An 18,732-nucleotide genomic window follows, 5' to 3' on the forward strand; every position below is an offset into this window, starting at 1 on the left:
TATTAATTTAAAATCTCTTGTGTTTTACTGCTTCCAGCTTTAGAAATATTTTTAGGAGGTTCATATAAAGGTTTTGAACTTTTTACTGCTCTTATACCTGTTATTTTATCTTCATAAGAAGGCATAACTGATAAATCTTTAAACATAGTAGAAGAATAATCAAGTATTTGAGTATCTTTAGGTTTTGAAGCAAGTATATTTATAAAATTATTTCTCTGAGTTTCATCAATAACACCTATTCTAGCCCTCCAATAAATAACTGTTGGGTAATATCTATGATCTTCACTAAGAGAAGAACCTACTTCAGCAAACATTTTGTCCGCTTCATATAAATCATTGTAGGCAAATAAATTAACAGCACCCAAATAAAGTCTTGTTCTCATTAAGAGATTAGAATTATCCTTTTTATTGTATGCAAATGTTAAGTCAGATTTTGCCTGAGCTGCAAACTCTGCTGATCTTCTGCCCTCATTTAAAAATCTTGAATAATAAGCAACGCCTCTATAGTAAGTGTATTCTTCTACAGATATTCCCATATATTCATTATAAGGGTTGGTATTAAACCACTCTGTAGCCACTTTTGCTGGTCTTGACAATACTTCTCTTATTATATTTCTAGTATTTTCTGCATTGCCGTCATATTTATTAGCAGGTGTATTTTCTTTTCCTACAGTTAAAGAAACATCTTCCGTATTTTCTTTTACATTTTCTTCTTCCAATGTTTCGCTAACTTCATTACTATTTGTTAAAGTTTCCTCGGCATTCTCTTTATTTTCTTCTGAAATATTAGTATTTTCATTAGTATAATGATCTTCTATTATTATAGAAAATAAATTATATTTGTCTTTTTCAACTTTTACACTATTAGTATACAATTTATCTCCAAAAGATATATAAGCATCATATATGCCTTCTGAAACTTCTATAACGAAATTAGTAGAAATATCAGTATTAAATGAATAATCTTCTATATCCACGCCTATATTTCCATTATTAGGATTTTTATCTATTAAAATAGTTAATGGATATAATATTTTTCCATCATAAGAATTAGTAATATTATCATCTTCAAGAAGTATTTCTGCTTCTTCAGACGGTATAACCTCTATTTTTCCTGCAGTATTAGTTCCTCTTAATACATTAGTTTTATACTCTACAACTTCAGGATCTTCTATTACTATCTCATCAAGTATCTCTTCTTCTATAGCCGGTATTCTTCTATTTGAAGCATTTTCAGGTGTTTTTTCTTTTTTTGCTATATTCTGAAGTTCATCTAATTCTTCTTTTTCTTCAGGTGCTATTGTCTCTTGCGGTAAATCTTCTTCATCTTTTTCTTCTATTTCTTTTTCTATATCTTCAATTTCTTTAGCAGGAGAATATCTTTCAAAAACAGCAAATTTCTCTGAAGTAAATGCAGACAATCCTTCTTCTTCTGGAAGTATAGGAATAGAGTTTTTAATAAGAGTATATATGTCCATATTTGAAGTAGTCCATTCATAAACTCTTTGCGTCATATTTTCAGGAGATTTTAAATTCTTCATCATTTCAGAAATACTTTTATTGTCGCCAGTAAAATAATCATATATTGTATTTTCCGGATTTCTTGAAAGTATATTTAATGTTTCATAATAGCTGCTGTATACCATAGGAGTAATATAGCTTAAATACATACTCCAATATATAGCCGTAGCATAATTAGGATTTGAAGTTTTACAGTTATCAGCATAATATTTGAATATTCTTGCAGGAAGTTCTTTATCGCCCGGCAAAATAGTAAGTATGCCTCCTATATACAAAAATGCTCTGTCATTATAAGAATAAACAGGATCATTAGGAAGCTCTAAAGCCTGTCTGAAATCGCTTGCTGCTCTATTAACTTCTGTTCTAGCTGCCTTAAACTTTACAAATGATAAATATCTGCTTACTCCTCTATAAAAATCAAAAACGTATCTATTAACTCCGTATTCATAAGAATAACCATTTTTCTTAAACCATTCTATAGATTTTCTAGGAGATTTCTCTTGCAAATCTTCTATATATTCTGGAAATGTTATACTGTTTTGAGAGAATAAAGGCAAAGAAAAAAGCAATGCCAATGCAATAGAAATGAATTTTTTCATTGTTATCTCCAAATTTTTTTATATTATTCGTTAAAATATCGACATCTGTTAAAAAACTTAACCATATTTTACTATAAAAAAATATAATATCAAGTATAATCTCATTTGATTTTTTGATAATTATAAAAACTATTTAAATTACCACCCTGTCATTACCCTGACGCTTTAGAAGTTTTTCTCTTTCCAAAGCATTTAAAAGAGGTATTACATATTTTCTTGAAAGACCTGTTTTTTCTTTAACAAAAGCTATTGTTATAATATCTTTAGGCTTAGCATTTTTCATTATTAAATTTTTTACTCTGCTGTATACATCTATATGATAATATATCCCATCTTCAAGATACATAGCCTGCTTAGAAGCGGATAATACTTTTATGTCTTTCATTCCATTAGGAAATACCTTTATAGCCTTCTCATCTAATCCGTTTAAATCTTCTTTTTTTAATCTCTCTAATAATAATTTCTGCGAATTAGTTAAATCAACACTTTGAGTATATTTTTTATATATATTATTAAAAGGCATTATAATTTTATTTTGAACTAAATAATCTATAAAAGGTTTTGTAAAGGCATTATCTATATTAAGATGATTTCTTATATCTTCAAAGGCAAATCCATCTTTTTTAGAAGCTATTAATTTTTTTGTCTCTTCAAGAAGATTGTTTAAATAATCTTTTTTCACAAAATAATTAGATATACTTACCGCATACTCTGGGATATTTCCGCCTGCAATAGAATAACCGTTTACTGACATAACCAAATCAGTATATTTATCTCTTTTTACTTTGCCCAAAAAGTCATGGGCATTATCCATTATACTTTTTCTAATATGAGGTGTTGTTTTGCTTCCCCAAAATACATCGCCTGTACCTATTATATTGCTTCCGCCATGACTTATCAATATGCCTCTTTCCTTCCAAAACACTGCTATAGGCTCATCAAATTTTAATCTTATAAACCTATCATCTATTTCTCTAATATCAACATCAGTTTTTATCTTTTTATCAGAATCATTATAAACAGCCCTCTTATACATAGGTATTATCTGAGCTACCGCACATTCTGTACCTATAGCAAACTCAGCATTTTTTATTTTTTTTAAATATTCAACATCACTATTATGAAGAAGCTCTAATATTATCTCATCTGTCAAAAATACTGTTTCAGTTTTGTCGCATAAAAGATGCCCTCTTCTAATCTCTTCTTTTTTTATATTTTTTAAATTTATAGCTATACGCGATGCAGAATACACTATTTCTCTATCTTCATGATATGACTGAATATTTCTTATGGCTACTTCTTTCCTGCTAGGATAATGTATCAAAGTATCATCTCTTTTTATACTGCCTCCCCTAATACTTCCTGTAATGGTAAGACCAGCACCTTTTATAGAAAAAACTCTATCAACATAAATATGCCTTTTTATATCTTCTTCATATTTTTCACTAATTAATATATCTGTAACTCTTTCTTTTAATAAATCTATATTAGTGCCATTTAAAGCAGAAACTTTTACTATCTCTATATCCTTATTAAATATTCTGTACAAATTCTTTTTAATATCCTCTTCGCTTTCTTTTAATTTATCTTCATTAACCAAATCAATTTTGTTCATTACACATATAACATTTCTTATACCAAGAGACAATGCCACTTTAGCATGTTCTTCTGTCATATTCATCCAGCCTTCGCTAGCACAAACAACCAGCATAACCAAATCCAAGCTCCACATTCCGGCAACCATGTTTCTTATAAATCTTTCATGTCCCGGAACATCTATTACCCCAATAGTAATATCATCATTAGGCTTGAAAAAACCAAAGCCCAAATCAATAGTCATCTCTCTTTTTTTCTCTTCAGGCAAACGCATCATCGCTATACCTGTAAGTGCTTTAATTAATTCTGATTTACCATGGTCAACATGCCCTGCTGTCCCTATAATTCTATTCATACTATGAAACTCCTATTATTGCTATGCAACCCGTAAGGGTGCCTACTTGGTCGCCTACGCCTATAAATAGCAAATAAATAAATTTATTTGCTGGCTTCGGCTCACTTGTTCATTGCTATATCACCCGTAAGGGTCCTACTTGACCGCTTCAAAAATAGTGAATAAATAACATCCCACTTATTTATTACTATGTTCACCTAAACATACAACCACAAATAAACTTATTTGCTGGCTCGGCTCATTTTACTATTGCTTCTAATAAAAATTGTTAGCTATTTACTGTCTGATAAATAAATTTACTATACGCCCACAATATTTAATAATAATTATCTATTGCTAGTGATAATTCTTACAATATTTTTATATTCAATATTACACTGCTAAAAAATTACCATTCTTTATTTTTATTAAAACCTCTTTTATATATTCTATATCTTCATCATTTATAGTTATTACATATATAAGCACTGAATCTTTCTTAACTTTCGGTATTATAGGTATATCCAAATTATGCATAAACTTAATAACGGCTTTTATATCCTTAGGCTTAAAACTGATTGCATAAGACTGATAAAAAGTATCAGCCATAGCTCCGCCTCCTGTCTCAACTAATTCTTCAATAACTTCAAAGCCTTCAATATTTTCTATTATTTTTAAAGCTTTTTGTTTTATGATTTCTGGTTTAATTGCTAATAAAGTTTCGCAATATCCTTTGAACTGACCTTGACTATTAAGTCTTTTTATAACACTTTTTTCTAATATAGAAAGAACTGTTTTTCCGCATCTGAAAGCTCTCATCAAAGGGTGTTTGTATATTCTCTCTATATATTCTTTCTTTCCTACTATAATACCTGCCTGCACACTCGAAAACATTTTATCCCCGGAAAAACATACCAAATCTACACCGCTTTTTAAAGCAGATTTTATATGCTCTTCTTCGCTCATACTTTCATCAAATATTCCAGCACCTTCATCATAAACTAATGGTATATTATTTGGTATAGCGTCTCTTATCTTTTTAAATGATGGGTGTTTAACAAACCCTCTTATTTTGAAATTTGATGCATGTACTTTAAGTATCATAGCAGTATTTTCTGTAATAGCTTCTTCATAGTCTTTTAGAGTTACTATATTAGTTGTGCCTATTTCTACAAGTTTGGCTCCTGCCTCTCTTAATATATCCGGTATTCTAAAGCCTCCGCCTATCTGAACCTGCTCGCCTCTTGAAACTATAACCTCTTTACCCTCAGCCAAAGTCTTTAATATTAAAAATACAGCTGCTGCATTATTATTAACCACCAAAGCATCTTCAGCACCAGTTAATTTTGATAAAAGCGAATACAAAAACTCGCCTCTTATTCCCCTGCCTTCATTATTAATGTTATATTCAAGATTATTGCTGCATATATTTAATGTCTTAACTTTATCCCAAACTTCTGCATCTATAGGAGAACGTCCCAAATTAGTATGCATAATTGTACCTGTAGCATTAATTACTCTTTTTATTGGGAGATTTGATTTCTGTTTTATTTTTTTCTCACAGAGCTTTATTATTTCATCTTTAGATGGTGAAAAATTAGGATTATTCTTTAATTCTATCCTTAGTTTCTCTAAAGTATCTCTTATAATATCTGCTATAATAGGACGTGAAAGAGTATCATGATAAGGTTTTATAGATTCATGTTCTAACACGGTATTGGTTTGTACCAAGTTGAATTTATTGTTCATTATTAGTCCCTCTCTTTTAATATAAAAAAATAATATACATTTTAAGATAAGAGACTATTTTTAATTAGTAGTAGTAATTTAATCATACTATAACTTTTTATAATCGCCTATTTATCGGAAGAGGCAGGAGTTGAACCTGCCAACGCTGCTATAGCGTCCAACGCTTTTGAAGAGCGCGGAGACCACCGGGCCTCATCTACCTCCAAGCTTTCCTATGATATAACATTTTTTGTTTTATGTCAATTTTTTTTTTATTTATTTTATCATTAAATTTACTTTATGGTTCAATAAAATAAAATTACTGTTAATAATAGTACTTTAATACCATAAATAAAAATAAAAACAACACAAAAAATACTATTTAGAGAAACTTTATCAGAACAAATAATAAAATTATATTTTTTATTATACATAAATAATTTTATTTTATTGTTTTTTCACAATATATTTATTTAAATAAATAATATACAGATTTTGTAATATATAAGTAAACTCTTAATTATGAAAAGCAAAAAAACATTTATAATATAAAATATACTTAAGTTTTTTAATATTTCATAACTTATCAATTCTAAAAACAATATTTTATATGTAGTATATTTTTTTATTTAGTATATAAATATATATTTTTTTTCACAGGGCGAGACTTACTTAGTATGTGCCAATACCATACATAATGGTACTTCCTTTGGTCGCAGACATTCTACAGTTGCAAAAGAAGCGGGCTGTTACAAATTAACAGAGTAATGTGTCTAGTACCCGCAATTAATAAAAAAATTAGTTTTGAAACAATTGCAAATTATCATTATTAAAATATAATAAAATAATAAAGAGGAGTTTTATATATGAAAATTGCTATTTTAGGAGGAAGTTTTGACCCTCCGCATATTGGACATTTAATACTTGCTGATACTGTTATGACCAACTGCAATTATGATAAAGTAATTTTTATACCAGCAAAGACTCCTCCGCATAAAAATATAAGCGGAAAAGTATCAAATGATGACAGGCTTAATATGCTTAAACTTTCTATAGAAAATGATGAAAGATTTTTATTAGATGAATATGAACTTAACAATGAAGGAATTTCATATACTATAAATACATTGAATTATCTATATAAAAATTATGATATTGAAAGAAAGATTGGTCTTATAATAGGTGCTGATCTTGTAAGAGATTTTGATAAATGGAGAGAACCTCAAAAAATTGCTGAAATATCTGACATAACTGTTGTAAACCGAGAAGACGATAAAAACCTATATAAAGAACACATTGATAAATACAACATTAAAGTAATAATGGCTCCGCGTATAGATATATCTTCAAGCCTCATCAGAAATAGAATAAAAGAAAAAAAGGGATTTAGATATTTTGTAACAGATAAAGTTTATGATTATATAGTATCAAAAAAATTGTATTTATAAATTACATAATAAATATAGGAAAATAAGATGAAAAATTTAAAATTAATATTAATAATACTTTTTGTTTTTATAAACAGCCTTTACTCTCAAAAGATGTATCTTCTTAACGGACCTACATCAATAGGCGGTTTAAAAATGATGAAGGAATATAATAAAATAACTATAAATACTGTAAATGCTCCAAACAATATGCTTTCATTGATAGTTAAAGGAGAGGCTGATATAGCGGCAATACCTGCTAATATGGCTGCCATAATTTTTAACAGACAATTAGATTATAAAGTTATAGCTGTAATATCAGAAACAAAACTTTTTATAGTATCTGCAAATAATAAAATACAAACTATAAATGATATAAAAAATAGTACTGTATACTGCGGTACTAAATTAGCTGCTCCAGATTTAATGCTTCAGTATTTAATTTCAAAAGAGAAAATTCCAAATGTTAATATTAATTATTCTTTAAGCAATCCCGATTTATCAAAAGCAGTAGCCTCAAAAAATGTAGATATAGCCATACTTCCAGAACCTTTTTTATCATCAGCAATGCTTGAAAATAAAGATGTGCATATAGTTGTTGAAATGTCAAAATATATTGATAATTACCCTGTAGCTGTGCTTATAGCAAAAAATTATTTTATAAATCATAATAAAATGCTTGTAAAAGAAATATTAGACGAATATAAAAAATCTACTGATTATATTATAAATAGTAAAGAAGAAATTAAAAATCTTCTTAAAGAAAGAAACATGATAATAAATGCTGAAGCTGCATATTATGGTTTAAATAGAATGGGGTTAGTTTTTTATGACGGAGAGAAAATGAAATTCGCTTTAAATAGCTATTATAATTTTTTGTTTAATTTTGATAAAAAATCAATAGGCGGAAAAATACCTAATGATAATTTTTATTATATAGAAAAATAAAAAATAATACAAAAATAATCTATAAGGCTTTAATAAAGTGGAAAACATTGATAAAAATAATATAAATACTAATGCTTATAAAAATATAATAAAAAACTTTAATATAGTTATAGGCATTAGCTTTATACTATTAATATCTTCTATATATATTATTCCCATATTTAGCATCAATATTCCAAAAATTAACTCTGATACCAATTTAGCATTACTAGAAACTGTTTTAAGTGAGAATTTTATATTTTACATAAAAATATTTTTCTCTTTTTTAATTCCATTAACTTTTTTTATATTTACATTTCTTTTTGTACTAAACCCCATTAGTGTTAAATCTATATTAATATCATTTGTGCTTATATTTTTAACAGCTATTTATTTATACAATTTACAATACGAAGTATTATTAAATCCTTTAGAGAATATAAAATCCATTATAAATCTGATAGTTCATATAATTGCAGCAAACTTTATTATGCTTTTCATATCTGCATTGTCATATATAAAATACAATATAAAAAAACTTAATAATTTATACGATTTCTACACTATGATAGCAGAGATTATTATATGGAGTTTTCTTATATTTTTTATTATATTACTAATAATAGGAACTGTATTTACTTTACTCTATTTTAATGACAAAATAGATATAAAAATACTTATAAAATATTTATTAAAAAATAACTTAAAAAATCTCAAAATACTTCTTTCTATATTTACCATAATTACAACTTTAGTAATATATTTCTCTTTTATAATATATAATAAAATGCCTAATACAAAATTATCAATAAATATTTCTAGGACTTTATCTTCATTTATAAGTGCTGCTTCTATATTGATTATAATTTATAACTTATCTAATAATCATAATATTTTATTATACGCCTGTATCATATTCCAAGCATTATCTATAATAAACATGTTTTTATTTAGGATAGATAAAGAATATAAATTAATTACTCAGATTATATATATAATATCCAATGCTGTTGGTATAATATTTTCTGTATTTTGCCTGAAAAATTATGTATCAGTATTTTCAGATATATTCGTTATAATTTTTAATATTATAATAATTGTTAATTACATACATAATATAATAGCTGCAATTATAAAAAAGTACAGAAATTTCATATTTACATATAATTATATATACGTTATATTTTTTATTATAATTTTATTTAATTGACTTTATATATTTTTTATAGTATACTATATATAGGTACAAATTATAAATGGGGGTTTATATTTTGAAAAAAAGTCTGCTTTTTGCAAGTTTTTTCATACTATTAGCATTTACCTACAATTTAAATGCTCTTAATTTAGCAATCGGTCTTGTAAGCCAATTTGGTATAAGCGGTGCAAATACTAATTCATCAAAAATATTTCCGTCAAGTTTCAGAGATTTTGACAGCGGGCTTTCTTTTTCAATAGGTATTAATAAAGATTTATCATCATCTATGTCTTTATCACTACTTTTAGATTTAGGATACTGTCATGATGCTTATGATTTTAAATATACAATAGAAGGTAAAAGAGCCACAGAAAATTATCAATTTGAAAGTTTTTTAATTGGAGGATATGGAAGATTTAATTTCAGTTTCATATCATTAGGGGCTGGAGGCGGAGTTAAAATACCTGTTTATGCTACTTATAAATTAGAATCATATAATAAATACAGACGTTATAGATTTAGATTCGGAGATTTAAACGATATATTTGAAAGGGCTGTAATACCATATGTGAAAGTATCTCTTGACTTTACTATATTTAATTATTTATTAGTAGGCATATATGCAAATTATGATTTTCCGCTTTATTTTCAATATAACAACTATATAGAAGATACAATAATAAATAAGGACTCGATAAGTGCTTTTGATATAGGAGTTCAATTTGGTTATTTATTTAATTTAAGTTTAGATAGAGACTATTATTAAGGAGGTTTTTATGAAAAAATTAATAGCTTGTTTGTTTGGTATTATATTTTTACTACCACTAAACAATATTTACGCTGCCGATTTTGTTGCAGGTTTTGTAGGACGTTTTGGGGCAAGCAGTGCTACAACTGACAGGAGCAAAATATTTACGGCTGACTTTAGAGATTTTGAAACATCTTTTTCATTTCAGCCCGGAGTATTTTGGGGATATGACGATTTTTTGTCTTCAGCATTGCTGCTTGATATAGGATACAATAAAGATAAATATGAATTAAAATATACTGTAAACGGCGGAAGACTTTTAGAAAATTATGATTTTAACAGTATATCATTCGGATTATTTCCAAGACTTAATATAAGTTTTGTTTCTATAGGTGTTGGAGGAGGTATAAAAATTCCATTATCTTTAAAATATTCTAAAGAAGGAGACGCATACAGCTACAACAAATACTCCTTAGATTTTGGTGATATAAAAGATTCATTTGAAACTTTTTATATACCTTATGTTAAGGTTTCTCTTGACTTTTTAATAAAAACAAAAGGAAAATTCATGATGTCTTTGGGAGTGTATGCTAATTATGATTTCCCTATCAATATAAATAGAAACGGTCTTTTAAAAGACATATCTATAGACAAAGAATCAATAGCAGCATTTGATATAGGTTTTCAAATAGGAGCGTATTTAGTAAACAGATAAATATTTAATAAATAAAAGCTGCATGCTATATTAATAGCATGCAATTTTTTTTTAATCAAAAAAATTAATATATTATTTTAAACCGATTTAATAGAAAATTTAAATTTATATAAGTGTACAAATTTCATACTATATTGCAACTATATAATAAAAAATGAAATTAGTACTACAAGATAATATTGTAATTTTACCAATATATTTTAATTAAATATAATTTACTGATTAGAAGAAGCAGTATTATTAGGTAAAGTTTCAGTATTAGTAGGAGCAGACAAAGGAGCATTTTGCTGCTGATTTGTAGTAGTTGCTGGGTTTGTATCAGTTACACTTTCAAAAGCAGTTTTCTGAGTGCTTATAGCAACAGATATAAGAAGGGCACCCACTATAAATATAGTAGAAAGAAAAGTTGTAGCTTTAGTTAAGGCATTTCCTCTTTGGCTTCCCAAAACATTGGCCTGGGCACTTGAAAATAACCCTTCTGCTTTACCGCCTTGTATAATAATTATTAATATTAATAATACGCAGATTATAGAATAAACAACTATTCCTAAAGTAAGCAAAGCATTCATATATATATTTCCTTAAAATTTTATTAATTTACTAATTGAAAAATTATTTCAGATAATTATATCATTTATGAAATATTTTTCAAGTGTTTAAAAGTATTAAAATTTAATATATATTCTATAATAGAAATATTTTTCTTTATTAAATTTTAATTTTTTCCGTTAATACTAATAAGGATTAAAATATAATGGCAGGTACTTTATATGGCAGTAAAAAAAACAGATACCAAAAAAAATACAGCTAAAAAAACTTCCGCAGTATCAAAAACTACGAAAAGTTCAAAACCAGTAAAGAAAGCAGTATCAGAAGAAAAAGTATCAGGCAGAATTTCATACAAAGAATTGTCTGAAGAATTAAAATTAAAACTTAAAGAGTCAGAAGAAAAAATAGCAGAACTTAATCAAAAATACAAGAAAGTTGTAGATATACAAAAAAAGAAAATAGAAAATAAATATAAAAAAATTATAGAAGATTTAGAATCAAAAAAATCTATACCTGCTAAAACTCAAAGCAGCAATGCTGAAATTAATAAACTTCAAAAAAGATTAGAAAAATTAGAAAAAACTAATCAAAAGCTAGAAGAAGAAAAAAGAAAAATAGAATTAAAAAATGAAGAATTAAAACAAAAAGCAAAAGAAGCTATAAAATCAAAAACTGAAACTGCCTCAAAAACTGCCAAAACTGATAAAGAAACATTAAAAGAAATAAAAGCCCTAAGAGAACAGTTGATTGAATCCGAACAGGAGAAAAAAGAATTAAAAGCAAAATTAAAAGAAGCAGTATCAGAATTAAAAAATGCTAAAAAAAACACTAATAAATTATCAAAAGAAGATAAAGAACAATATAAAGAAAACTTAAAAATATTAAAACAAATAGAAAAAGAATCAAAAGCATTAGATAAAAAAAGAGAACTTCTAAAAAAAGAAGAAGAAAAATTAAAAGAGATAAGAGGCGATATAAAAAGCTCTGCAAAAGATATAGCTTCAACAATGAAAAAAAGCTATCTTGCTGATGATGAAGAGCATAATGAAGAAAACGGAAATTTGCTTTCTAATATGGATGCCAAAACAGAAGAAGGCATAACAAAATTGGCTACTTTATTATGTGCTGCTATGGACGATTACAGAGAGCAGAAAGAAAAAGAAAGAGTAGAGATTGAAAAAGAAAGTTCAGAGCCTATAATGTCTGAAGGTGAAGAGAGATTAAATAAAGCATCTGAAGAATTAGAAAATCTAGTTGAAAACAGACTTGAAGATTCTGACAGTAGTAAAGACGAAAATTTAAGCAAAAGACCTTTTACTATTATAGACAAAATAGAAAATAGCCGTGTAGAAATTAATGAAGGATATACTCCTCCTTCAGGGGGACAGACTATAGTTGCAGCTCCTCAAGATGCAGCACAAGCACCTCAAACACCAGCCCAGCAGCCTAATATCACAGTAAAAGTAGAAGCCCCTAAAGAAAGTGCTAAATTAGCAAAACCAGAAACTCAGCTTAAACCTGCAAGCGAAACTCCTACTATGAGAATGAAGCTTTTAGATGATATAGATGATTATGAGAAGAAACTTGTAATTACTTATGGTTTTGATAATATGCCAGAAAATACATACTATTCTAAATATAAAAGAATATTAAGAAATGCTGCAAGGATAAGTTTATTCGGCAATCTGCAGGAAGGTCTTGAAATGTTCAAACTTATAAGAGATCAGAATATACCTGATGAATACAAACAAATGATAGATAAAAATATACAAGACATTACTTACTATTTAAGAGGTCTTCATAGAGTAAGAATGGAATAGCATACAAAAATATTTGGGATATAAAAAATAGTAATGAAAAAAATTATAAAAATTGTATTAATAATATTGATAATACCTATTATCTTTTCCTGTTCTAAAAAGAAAATATATGACAGAGAAATAGAAGCTCTTTATGATAAAAGCGATAATTCATATACTATTTCTTACCCAGAATATAATAAACAATATCCTAAATACATATCATTAAAATATGGTAAATCAGTAAAAATACAAAACGGCATAATATTAACTTATAATATAGACACAGACAATATACCTATACAATTAAATATAGAAGTAAATGAAAATAATATAAAAAAAACATTTAATATAGAAAATCCATTAGTTAATAGAAATATAAACCTTACAATATATGCCACTAATTTTAATCCTCCTTTAGAAAAAGATAAAATTGATGAACTTTCTGTAAGTATAAAAAGTATAGGTAATACTGACACTAAAGACACAGTAAAGATTGCAATAGCAGAAAATGAAGATAAAAGAGTTTCCAGAGAAAATATAGCATTAATACTTCCAGAGAGCGGACATATAGCTAAAAGTAATCCCCCTTTTATAATGGTAAATAAAAGAACTACTTTTACAAGAATATCAGTATCAAAAGAGCTTTCTTTTTCTTCACGTTATGAATATACATTAAGAAATAACAGCTTCTTTTCTATGACAAATCAATTAGAAAACGGTAAATGGTATATAGCATTCGATGAAAACGGAGATACAAACTTAAGAAGAATATATCATTTCTTTATAGATGACAGCAGTACAAAGATTATACCAATAACAAATAAAACATTTAATATAAAAAGACCATTTGTATTTATAGACAAACAAACATTTGATGTTTTATACAATTTACTATACAGACAAAACCGTCTTCAAGCATCTACTCTGCTTAGAAATATAAATGCATTCAAATTATACACATCTGCCAGTATGGGAAAATGGTCAGTTAATAATATATCGTACACAAATACTGATGATACTAATAAACTAAACTTTGAAGATCTTCCTTCTCATGCTATGCTTATGTCATTAAAAGCGGCATTTGAACCTAATAATAATTTATTAAAATATGAAATTAAACAGATGATAAGAGATATAGTAAATATAGATGAAGCAAATATACCAAATTATAAAGAAACAGATGCTGTTACTATATTGGCTAATTCTCTTCTTATGCCTTTTGATTTAATGTATGATGAATTTTCTCCAGAAGAAATAGTCTTAATGAAGCAGGAGTTTATTAAATACGGTGAGATTCTTTATAATTATATAATTGAAAATCCTTCAGAATATAGAAAAAAAGACACTATAAAATACGCTTCAGCATTGGGATTAATAGCTATAAACATGCTGAACGAAAATGTTAATCAGGATCAAATTAGAAATTGGCATTATTTTGCTATGAATTACATTAACGGAATGATATTTTCTATGTTTGAAAAAGACGGCAGTTTTAAATCTTCTATAAGCGAAGCATTTGATACTATTCTTCCTATACTTACATATGCATTATCATTAAAAAACGTAGGTATATTTGATGCTTTCAGTTTAGAATCATTTCAAAATATAGGAAAATATTTATCAATAGTAGGATATCCTTCCGGATACACATTGCCTATAGGATACACTGCCATAGATAACAGAAGCAGATTGAGATTTGATACAGGTGCTAGAAGTGCTGTTATGGAGCTTTTAAGTAAAATGTATGCAAATCCATTATATAAAAATTATGCTGTATTTGCACAAAGTGAAGCTGTAAATTTAAGATATCTGCCTTATGTATTAATGTGGAATAATTATTATCTTAGAGACAATGTGCCTTCTAATCCTGAATTTCAATATGAAACATTACTCTTAAAAAAAATACAAACTGCTATATATAATGAAAATATAAAAACTTTTAACTCACCTTATTTAGCAGTATATGCAAAAGGAAGAAATGCTGACAGTTCTTTCGGGCTTGATCATAATGATAGAATGAGTTTTGTTTATTATAATTATGGGGATTCTATAATTGATGAATTAGGATATAACTTTGATACTAATAATTATGAATTATTTAAAGATGCTGATTTTCATAATGGTATATCTATAGATAATGAAAAAATAGAAGAAAATACTGGAAGCTATTCATATATAGAAAGTATGACAAATTACTACAAAATGTTTTATGCTCATGCCAAAGCAAATCAGCAGTATACTTATTCTATAAATCTAAAAAATTATAACAGAAGATTTTATTATTTAAAGCCTAATATCTTAATAATAAAAGAAGATATTGAAGCTTTGCCCGATATCACTAGAGAATATCATGTTTACGGGTATAAATATAAATGGGCATTTAATTCAAAACTTCCTATGGTGCTTGAAAATAATAAGTTCATTATAGAAGGGAATTATTCATCTACATATGTGGAAGTATTATCTCAAAATGAATTGGAGTATAAAGTTATTCAAACTAATATCGGAAATAATATATTATACAGAGCAGAAGTTTCTACAAAAGAAAATATTAAAAGATTTGAGCCTTGGGTAATAGTATCGACAATGCCTAAAAATAATGTTCCCATAGCTATGAGAAGAAATATTCTAAATACTAATATTACTGTAAACAGCTTTACAAGCACAAATTTAAACTTTAAAGCAGGATACAAAGATTATAATATAAACATAGAAAACTACAAAAATACTTCAGATAATACAAATAAAATAAACAATATAGTATATACAGAAAATAGGGAAAGTGTTATAATAAGTTCATATTAATGAAGGACTTATTTATGAATATATATATTGCTAATTCATATAAAGACTATATTGATTTTACAGCTAAACATATTCTGCACTTTTTAGAAAAGAAACAGGAAAAAAAAGAAAAATTATATATATCCGTTTCAAGCGAATATGATACAAAAGATATTTATAAATCTATAATAGAAAATATTAAATTTTACAAAATAAATTTCAAAAATATATTTATATTTCAGCAGTCAGAATATATAGGACTTTCCCCCACTGATAAAAACAGCAAAGCATATTTTTTGAAAGAAAATCTTATATCAAAATTAAACATACCAGAAGAAAATGTTTTCTTATTTGACGGAAAAGGCGATGAATCTCAAATGTATAAACAGCTTGAAATTATTAAAAAAATAGGAAGATTTGATGTTATATGGTATTCTCTTACAGCAGATTCTACTTCTGCAGGCAATGAGAGAATGTCATCATTATCATCACTATTTAGAATAAAAACTTTAAGCGAGCATTCCATAAGCGAAATAAAAAAAAGATTTCCAGAAGATAAAGAAGTACCTACTACAGTATTCAGCATGGGTATGGGATTTATAGATATTGTAGATACAGTTTTACTTACATCATCTGGTATAGAAAAATCCTGCTCTTTGCGTGATTGTTTGGAATATGGAATAAGTAATTCTTCGCCTTTAAGCAAATTACAAAAACATAGTGATGTTACTGTAATAGCTGATTATGAATCCTCTTTAAGACTTTCGAGCCAAACTGTATTTATGAAAATAGAAAAGAATATAAAATAAGGAGAATAGATATATGAGAATAATTATTACAAATGAAAGCGTTTATGAATGGGCTGCTTACTACACTGTAAAATGTATATTAGATTATTCGGAAACTGATAAGCCTTTCGTATTATCTTTTCCTTTAAGATATGTTAATAAAGCATATTATCAAAAGCTATTATCTTTTTATAATGACAATATAGTATCATTTAAAAATATACATATAGTTTCATCTGGAGAATATATAGACTCAGACATATCACAGAAATATTTAGAGGATAATTTCTTAAAGTTTATAGATATACCTAAAGAGAATGTGCATTTATTTGACAGTAATGTGGCAAACAGAAAAGAAGAAGCTAAAAGAATGGCTAATTTGATAAAAGAATTAGGAAATATAACATTATTAATAGATACATTAGCAGAAGACGGAAGTTTTCTTCTTAACACTCCAAGCTCTTCATTAGAAGGAAGTGTAAGAGATAAAAAAATAAGCGAGATAATAAGAAGCTATGAATCAAAAAAGTTTAATATGCCTATAGAGATGTTTCCTAGAGAAGGGTTTACTCTAGGATTTGAAGAGGCTTTTAATGCTAAATATGTACTTGTAATGGCTAGCGGTTATGAAGTGTCCGATGCTTTAGCTCATTGTGTAGAAGGGGCGATTACTCAGTTCTACCCTACTTCTGTACTTCAGGAACATAAAAAACTTATAATTGTAGCCGATGAAGAGTCCAGCAGCGATTTAAAAGTAAAAACTTATAAATATGCTAAAAGTTTGGAAAGCAAAAGTCTTCACCCTAAAGAACTTATTAAGGGGCTTTATAAATCTTATTATGCTCTTACAAACATTAAAATATTTGACGGCGAAAAGTTTATAGACGGACATTGTATTGTTATAGAAAATAATGTTATAAAAAGCGTTGAAAAAGAAATAGATGTTGATGCTGTTATTACAAGAATAGATTTAGGAGGAAAAATAGTTGCTCCCGGATATATAGACTTGCAGGTTAATGGTATAGGAGGATATGATATTAATGCCTCTCCTACTGTTGAAACATTAAAAAATATGAATGAAGTTTGTCAAAGATATGGCTGTACTTCATACTTACCTACAGTCATTACAAACAGTGATGAATACATGATAAAAATTATAGACTTATTCAATAATATAGAAGATTTATCTGTAATGGGGGTACTTGGAATACATTTTGAAGGTCCTTATATATCGCATGAAAAAAGAGGCATACACAATGAAAAGTTTATAAGAGAGCCTAATATAGATATGATAAAAAAAATCAATGCTTCAAAATGTGTAATGGTTACTGTAGCACCTGAAATGGTAAATGGAGAAGTTATAGAGGCATTTGCTATGGGAGGAAAAGTAGTATCGGTAGGACATACCAACGGCACATACAATGAAATAAAAGAAAAAATACCTTATGGAATAACTTTTGCCACACACTTATTTAATGCTATGCGTCCTTGGGGTTCAAGAGAGCCGGGTGCTGTCGGAGCGGTACTTGAAACTAAAGATATGTACGCAGGTTTAATATGCGACGGAGTACATTGCGATTTTGCTTCAGTAGAGCTTGCATACAAATTAAAAACAGGGCATATATGTATAGTTACTGATGCTATAGCTCCTGCTGCTGCACCAGAAATAAAAGAATATATTTGGGCTGGTAAAAAAATACATAGAGACGGCAACAGACTTATTGATGATAACGGTACTTTGGGCGGCTCTTCAATTACTATGAGTCAGTCTGTAAGAAATGTAGTTAATCATGTAGGTGCTGCTGTAGAAGAGGCTTTGAAAATGGCTTCGCTTTATCCTGCTAAAGTTATGGGCATAGATGACAAATACGGCAGAATAAAAGAAGGATATATTGCGGACTTAGTTATACTAGATGAAAACCTAATAGTAAAAGGTGTGGTGTTTAAAGGAAATTACAAAGAGTATAATTATGACCATGAATGGGTAACACATGCTTAAACTTTTAATTTAAACAAGTA

General features: G+C 27.4%; 13 protein-coding genes and 1 tRNA gene. 9 read left to right on the forward strand and 5 right to left on the reverse strand.

Going from position 1 to position 18,732, the window contains the following annotated elements; all coding sequences use genetic code 11:
* Positions 1-2: 2 nt before the first annotated feature.
* The 4 genes from BMUR_RS02465 to BMUR_RS14575 form a co-directional block, all read right to left on the reverse strand.
* A complete protein-coding gene (locus BMUR_RS02465) occupies positions 3-2,120 on the reverse strand; it encodes a hypothetical protein (RefSeq protein ID WP_013113015.1) in 2,118 nt (705 codons plus the stop codon).
* A gap of 133 nt (positions 2,121-2,253) precedes the next feature.
* Complete coding sequence (selB, locus tag BMUR_RS02470; RefSeq protein WP_013113016.1) at positions 2,254-4,071, reverse strand: selenocysteine-specific translation elongation factor; 1,818 nt, start codon at positions 4,069-4,071, stop codon at positions 2,254-2,256.
* Positions 4,072-4,443: 372 nt separating this feature from the next.
* A complete protein-coding gene (gene selA, locus BMUR_RS02475; RefSeq protein ID WP_013113017.1) occupies positions 4,444-5,799 on the reverse strand; it encodes an L-seryl-tRNA(Sec) selenium transferase in 1,356 nt (451 codons plus the stop codon).
* A gap of 114 nt (positions 5,800-5,913) precedes the next feature.
* A tRNA-Sec gene (locus BMUR_RS14575) sits at positions 5,914-6,003 on the reverse strand.
* A gap of 641 nt (positions 6,004-6,644) precedes the next feature.
* Between BMUR_RS14575 and nadD the strand changes: the two genes are divergently transcribed.
* The 5 genes from nadD (at position 6,645) to BMUR_RS02500 (ending at position 10,790) form a co-directional block, all read left to right on the forward strand.
* On the forward strand, positions 6,645-7,226 hold the full coding sequence (nadD, locus tag BMUR_RS02480) for a nicotinate (nicotinamide) nucleotide adenylyltransferase (RefSeq protein ID WP_013113018.1): 582 nt from the start codon (positions 6,645-6,647) through the stop codon (positions 7,224-7,226).
* Positions 7,227-7,253: 27 nt separating this feature from the next.
* Complete coding sequence (locus BMUR_RS02485) at positions 7,254-8,153, forward strand: ABC transporter substrate-binding protein (RefSeq protein ID WP_013113019.1); 900 nt, start codon at positions 7,254-7,256, stop codon at positions 8,151-8,153.
* Positions 8,154-8,190: 37 nt separating this feature from the next.
* Positions 8,191-9,342, forward strand: coding sequence for a hypothetical protein (locus BMUR_RS02490; RefSeq protein WP_013113020.1), 1,152 nt, complete (start codon positions 8,191-8,193; stop codon positions 9,340-9,342).
* 61 nt (positions 9,343-9,403) lie between these two features.
* Positions 9,404-10,093 carry a hypothetical protein gene (locus tag BMUR_RS02495; protein WP_148218318.1) on the forward strand — a complete coding sequence of 230 codons (690 nt, stop codon included), beginning with the start codon at positions 9,404-9,406 and terminating at the stop codon, positions 10,091-10,093.
* A gap of 10 nt (positions 10,094-10,103) precedes the next feature.
* A complete protein-coding gene (locus tag BMUR_RS02500) occupies positions 10,104-10,790 on the forward strand; it encodes a hypothetical protein (RefSeq protein WP_013113022.1) in 687 nt (228 codons plus the stop codon).
* Positions 10,791-11,005: 215 nt separating this feature from the next.
* Here BMUR_RS02500 and secG read toward each other — a convergent pair whose 3' ends face one another.
* A complete protein-coding gene (gene secG / locus BMUR_RS02505) occupies positions 11,006-11,359 on the reverse strand; it encodes a preprotein translocase subunit SecG (RefSeq protein ID WP_013113023.1) in 354 nt (117 codons plus the stop codon).
* A gap of 201 nt (positions 11,360-11,560) precedes the next feature.
* Between secG and BMUR_RS02510 the strand changes: the two genes are divergently transcribed.
* From BMUR_RS02510 to nagA, 4 genes are read left to right on the forward strand one after another with little or no spacing between them, the layout of a single operon-like run.
* Positions 11,561-13,159, forward strand: a complete 1,599-nt coding sequence (locus tag BMUR_RS02510; protein WP_013113024.1) for a coiled-coil domain-containing protein — start codon at positions 11,561-11,563, stop codon at positions 13,157-13,159.
* Between the two features lie 33 nt (positions 13,160-13,192).
* Positions 13,193-15,946, forward strand: coding sequence for a hypothetical protein (locus tag BMUR_RS02515; protein ID WP_013113025.1), 2,754 nt, complete (start codon positions 13,193-13,195; stop codon positions 15,944-15,946).
* 14 nt (positions 15,947-15,960) lie between these two features.
* On the forward strand, positions 15,961-16,734 hold the full coding sequence (locus BMUR_RS02520; protein WP_013113026.1) for a sugar phosphate isomerase family: 774 nt from the start codon (positions 15,961-15,963) through the stop codon (positions 16,732-16,734).
* Positions 16,735-16,747: 13 nt separating this feature from the next.
* Complete coding sequence (nagA, locus tag BMUR_RS02525; RefSeq protein ID WP_013113027.1) at positions 16,748-18,712, forward strand: N-acetylglucosamine-6-phosphate deacetylase; 1,965 nt, start codon at positions 16,748-16,750, stop codon at positions 18,710-18,712.
* Positions 18,713-18,732: the final 20 nt, after the last annotated feature.

Origin of the sequence: Brachyspira murdochii DSM 12563 (assembly GCF_000092845.1) — a bacterium.
GTDB classification, from domain to species: Bacteria; Spirochaetota; Brachyspiria; order Brachyspirales; family Brachyspiraceae; genus Brachyspira; species Brachyspira murdochii.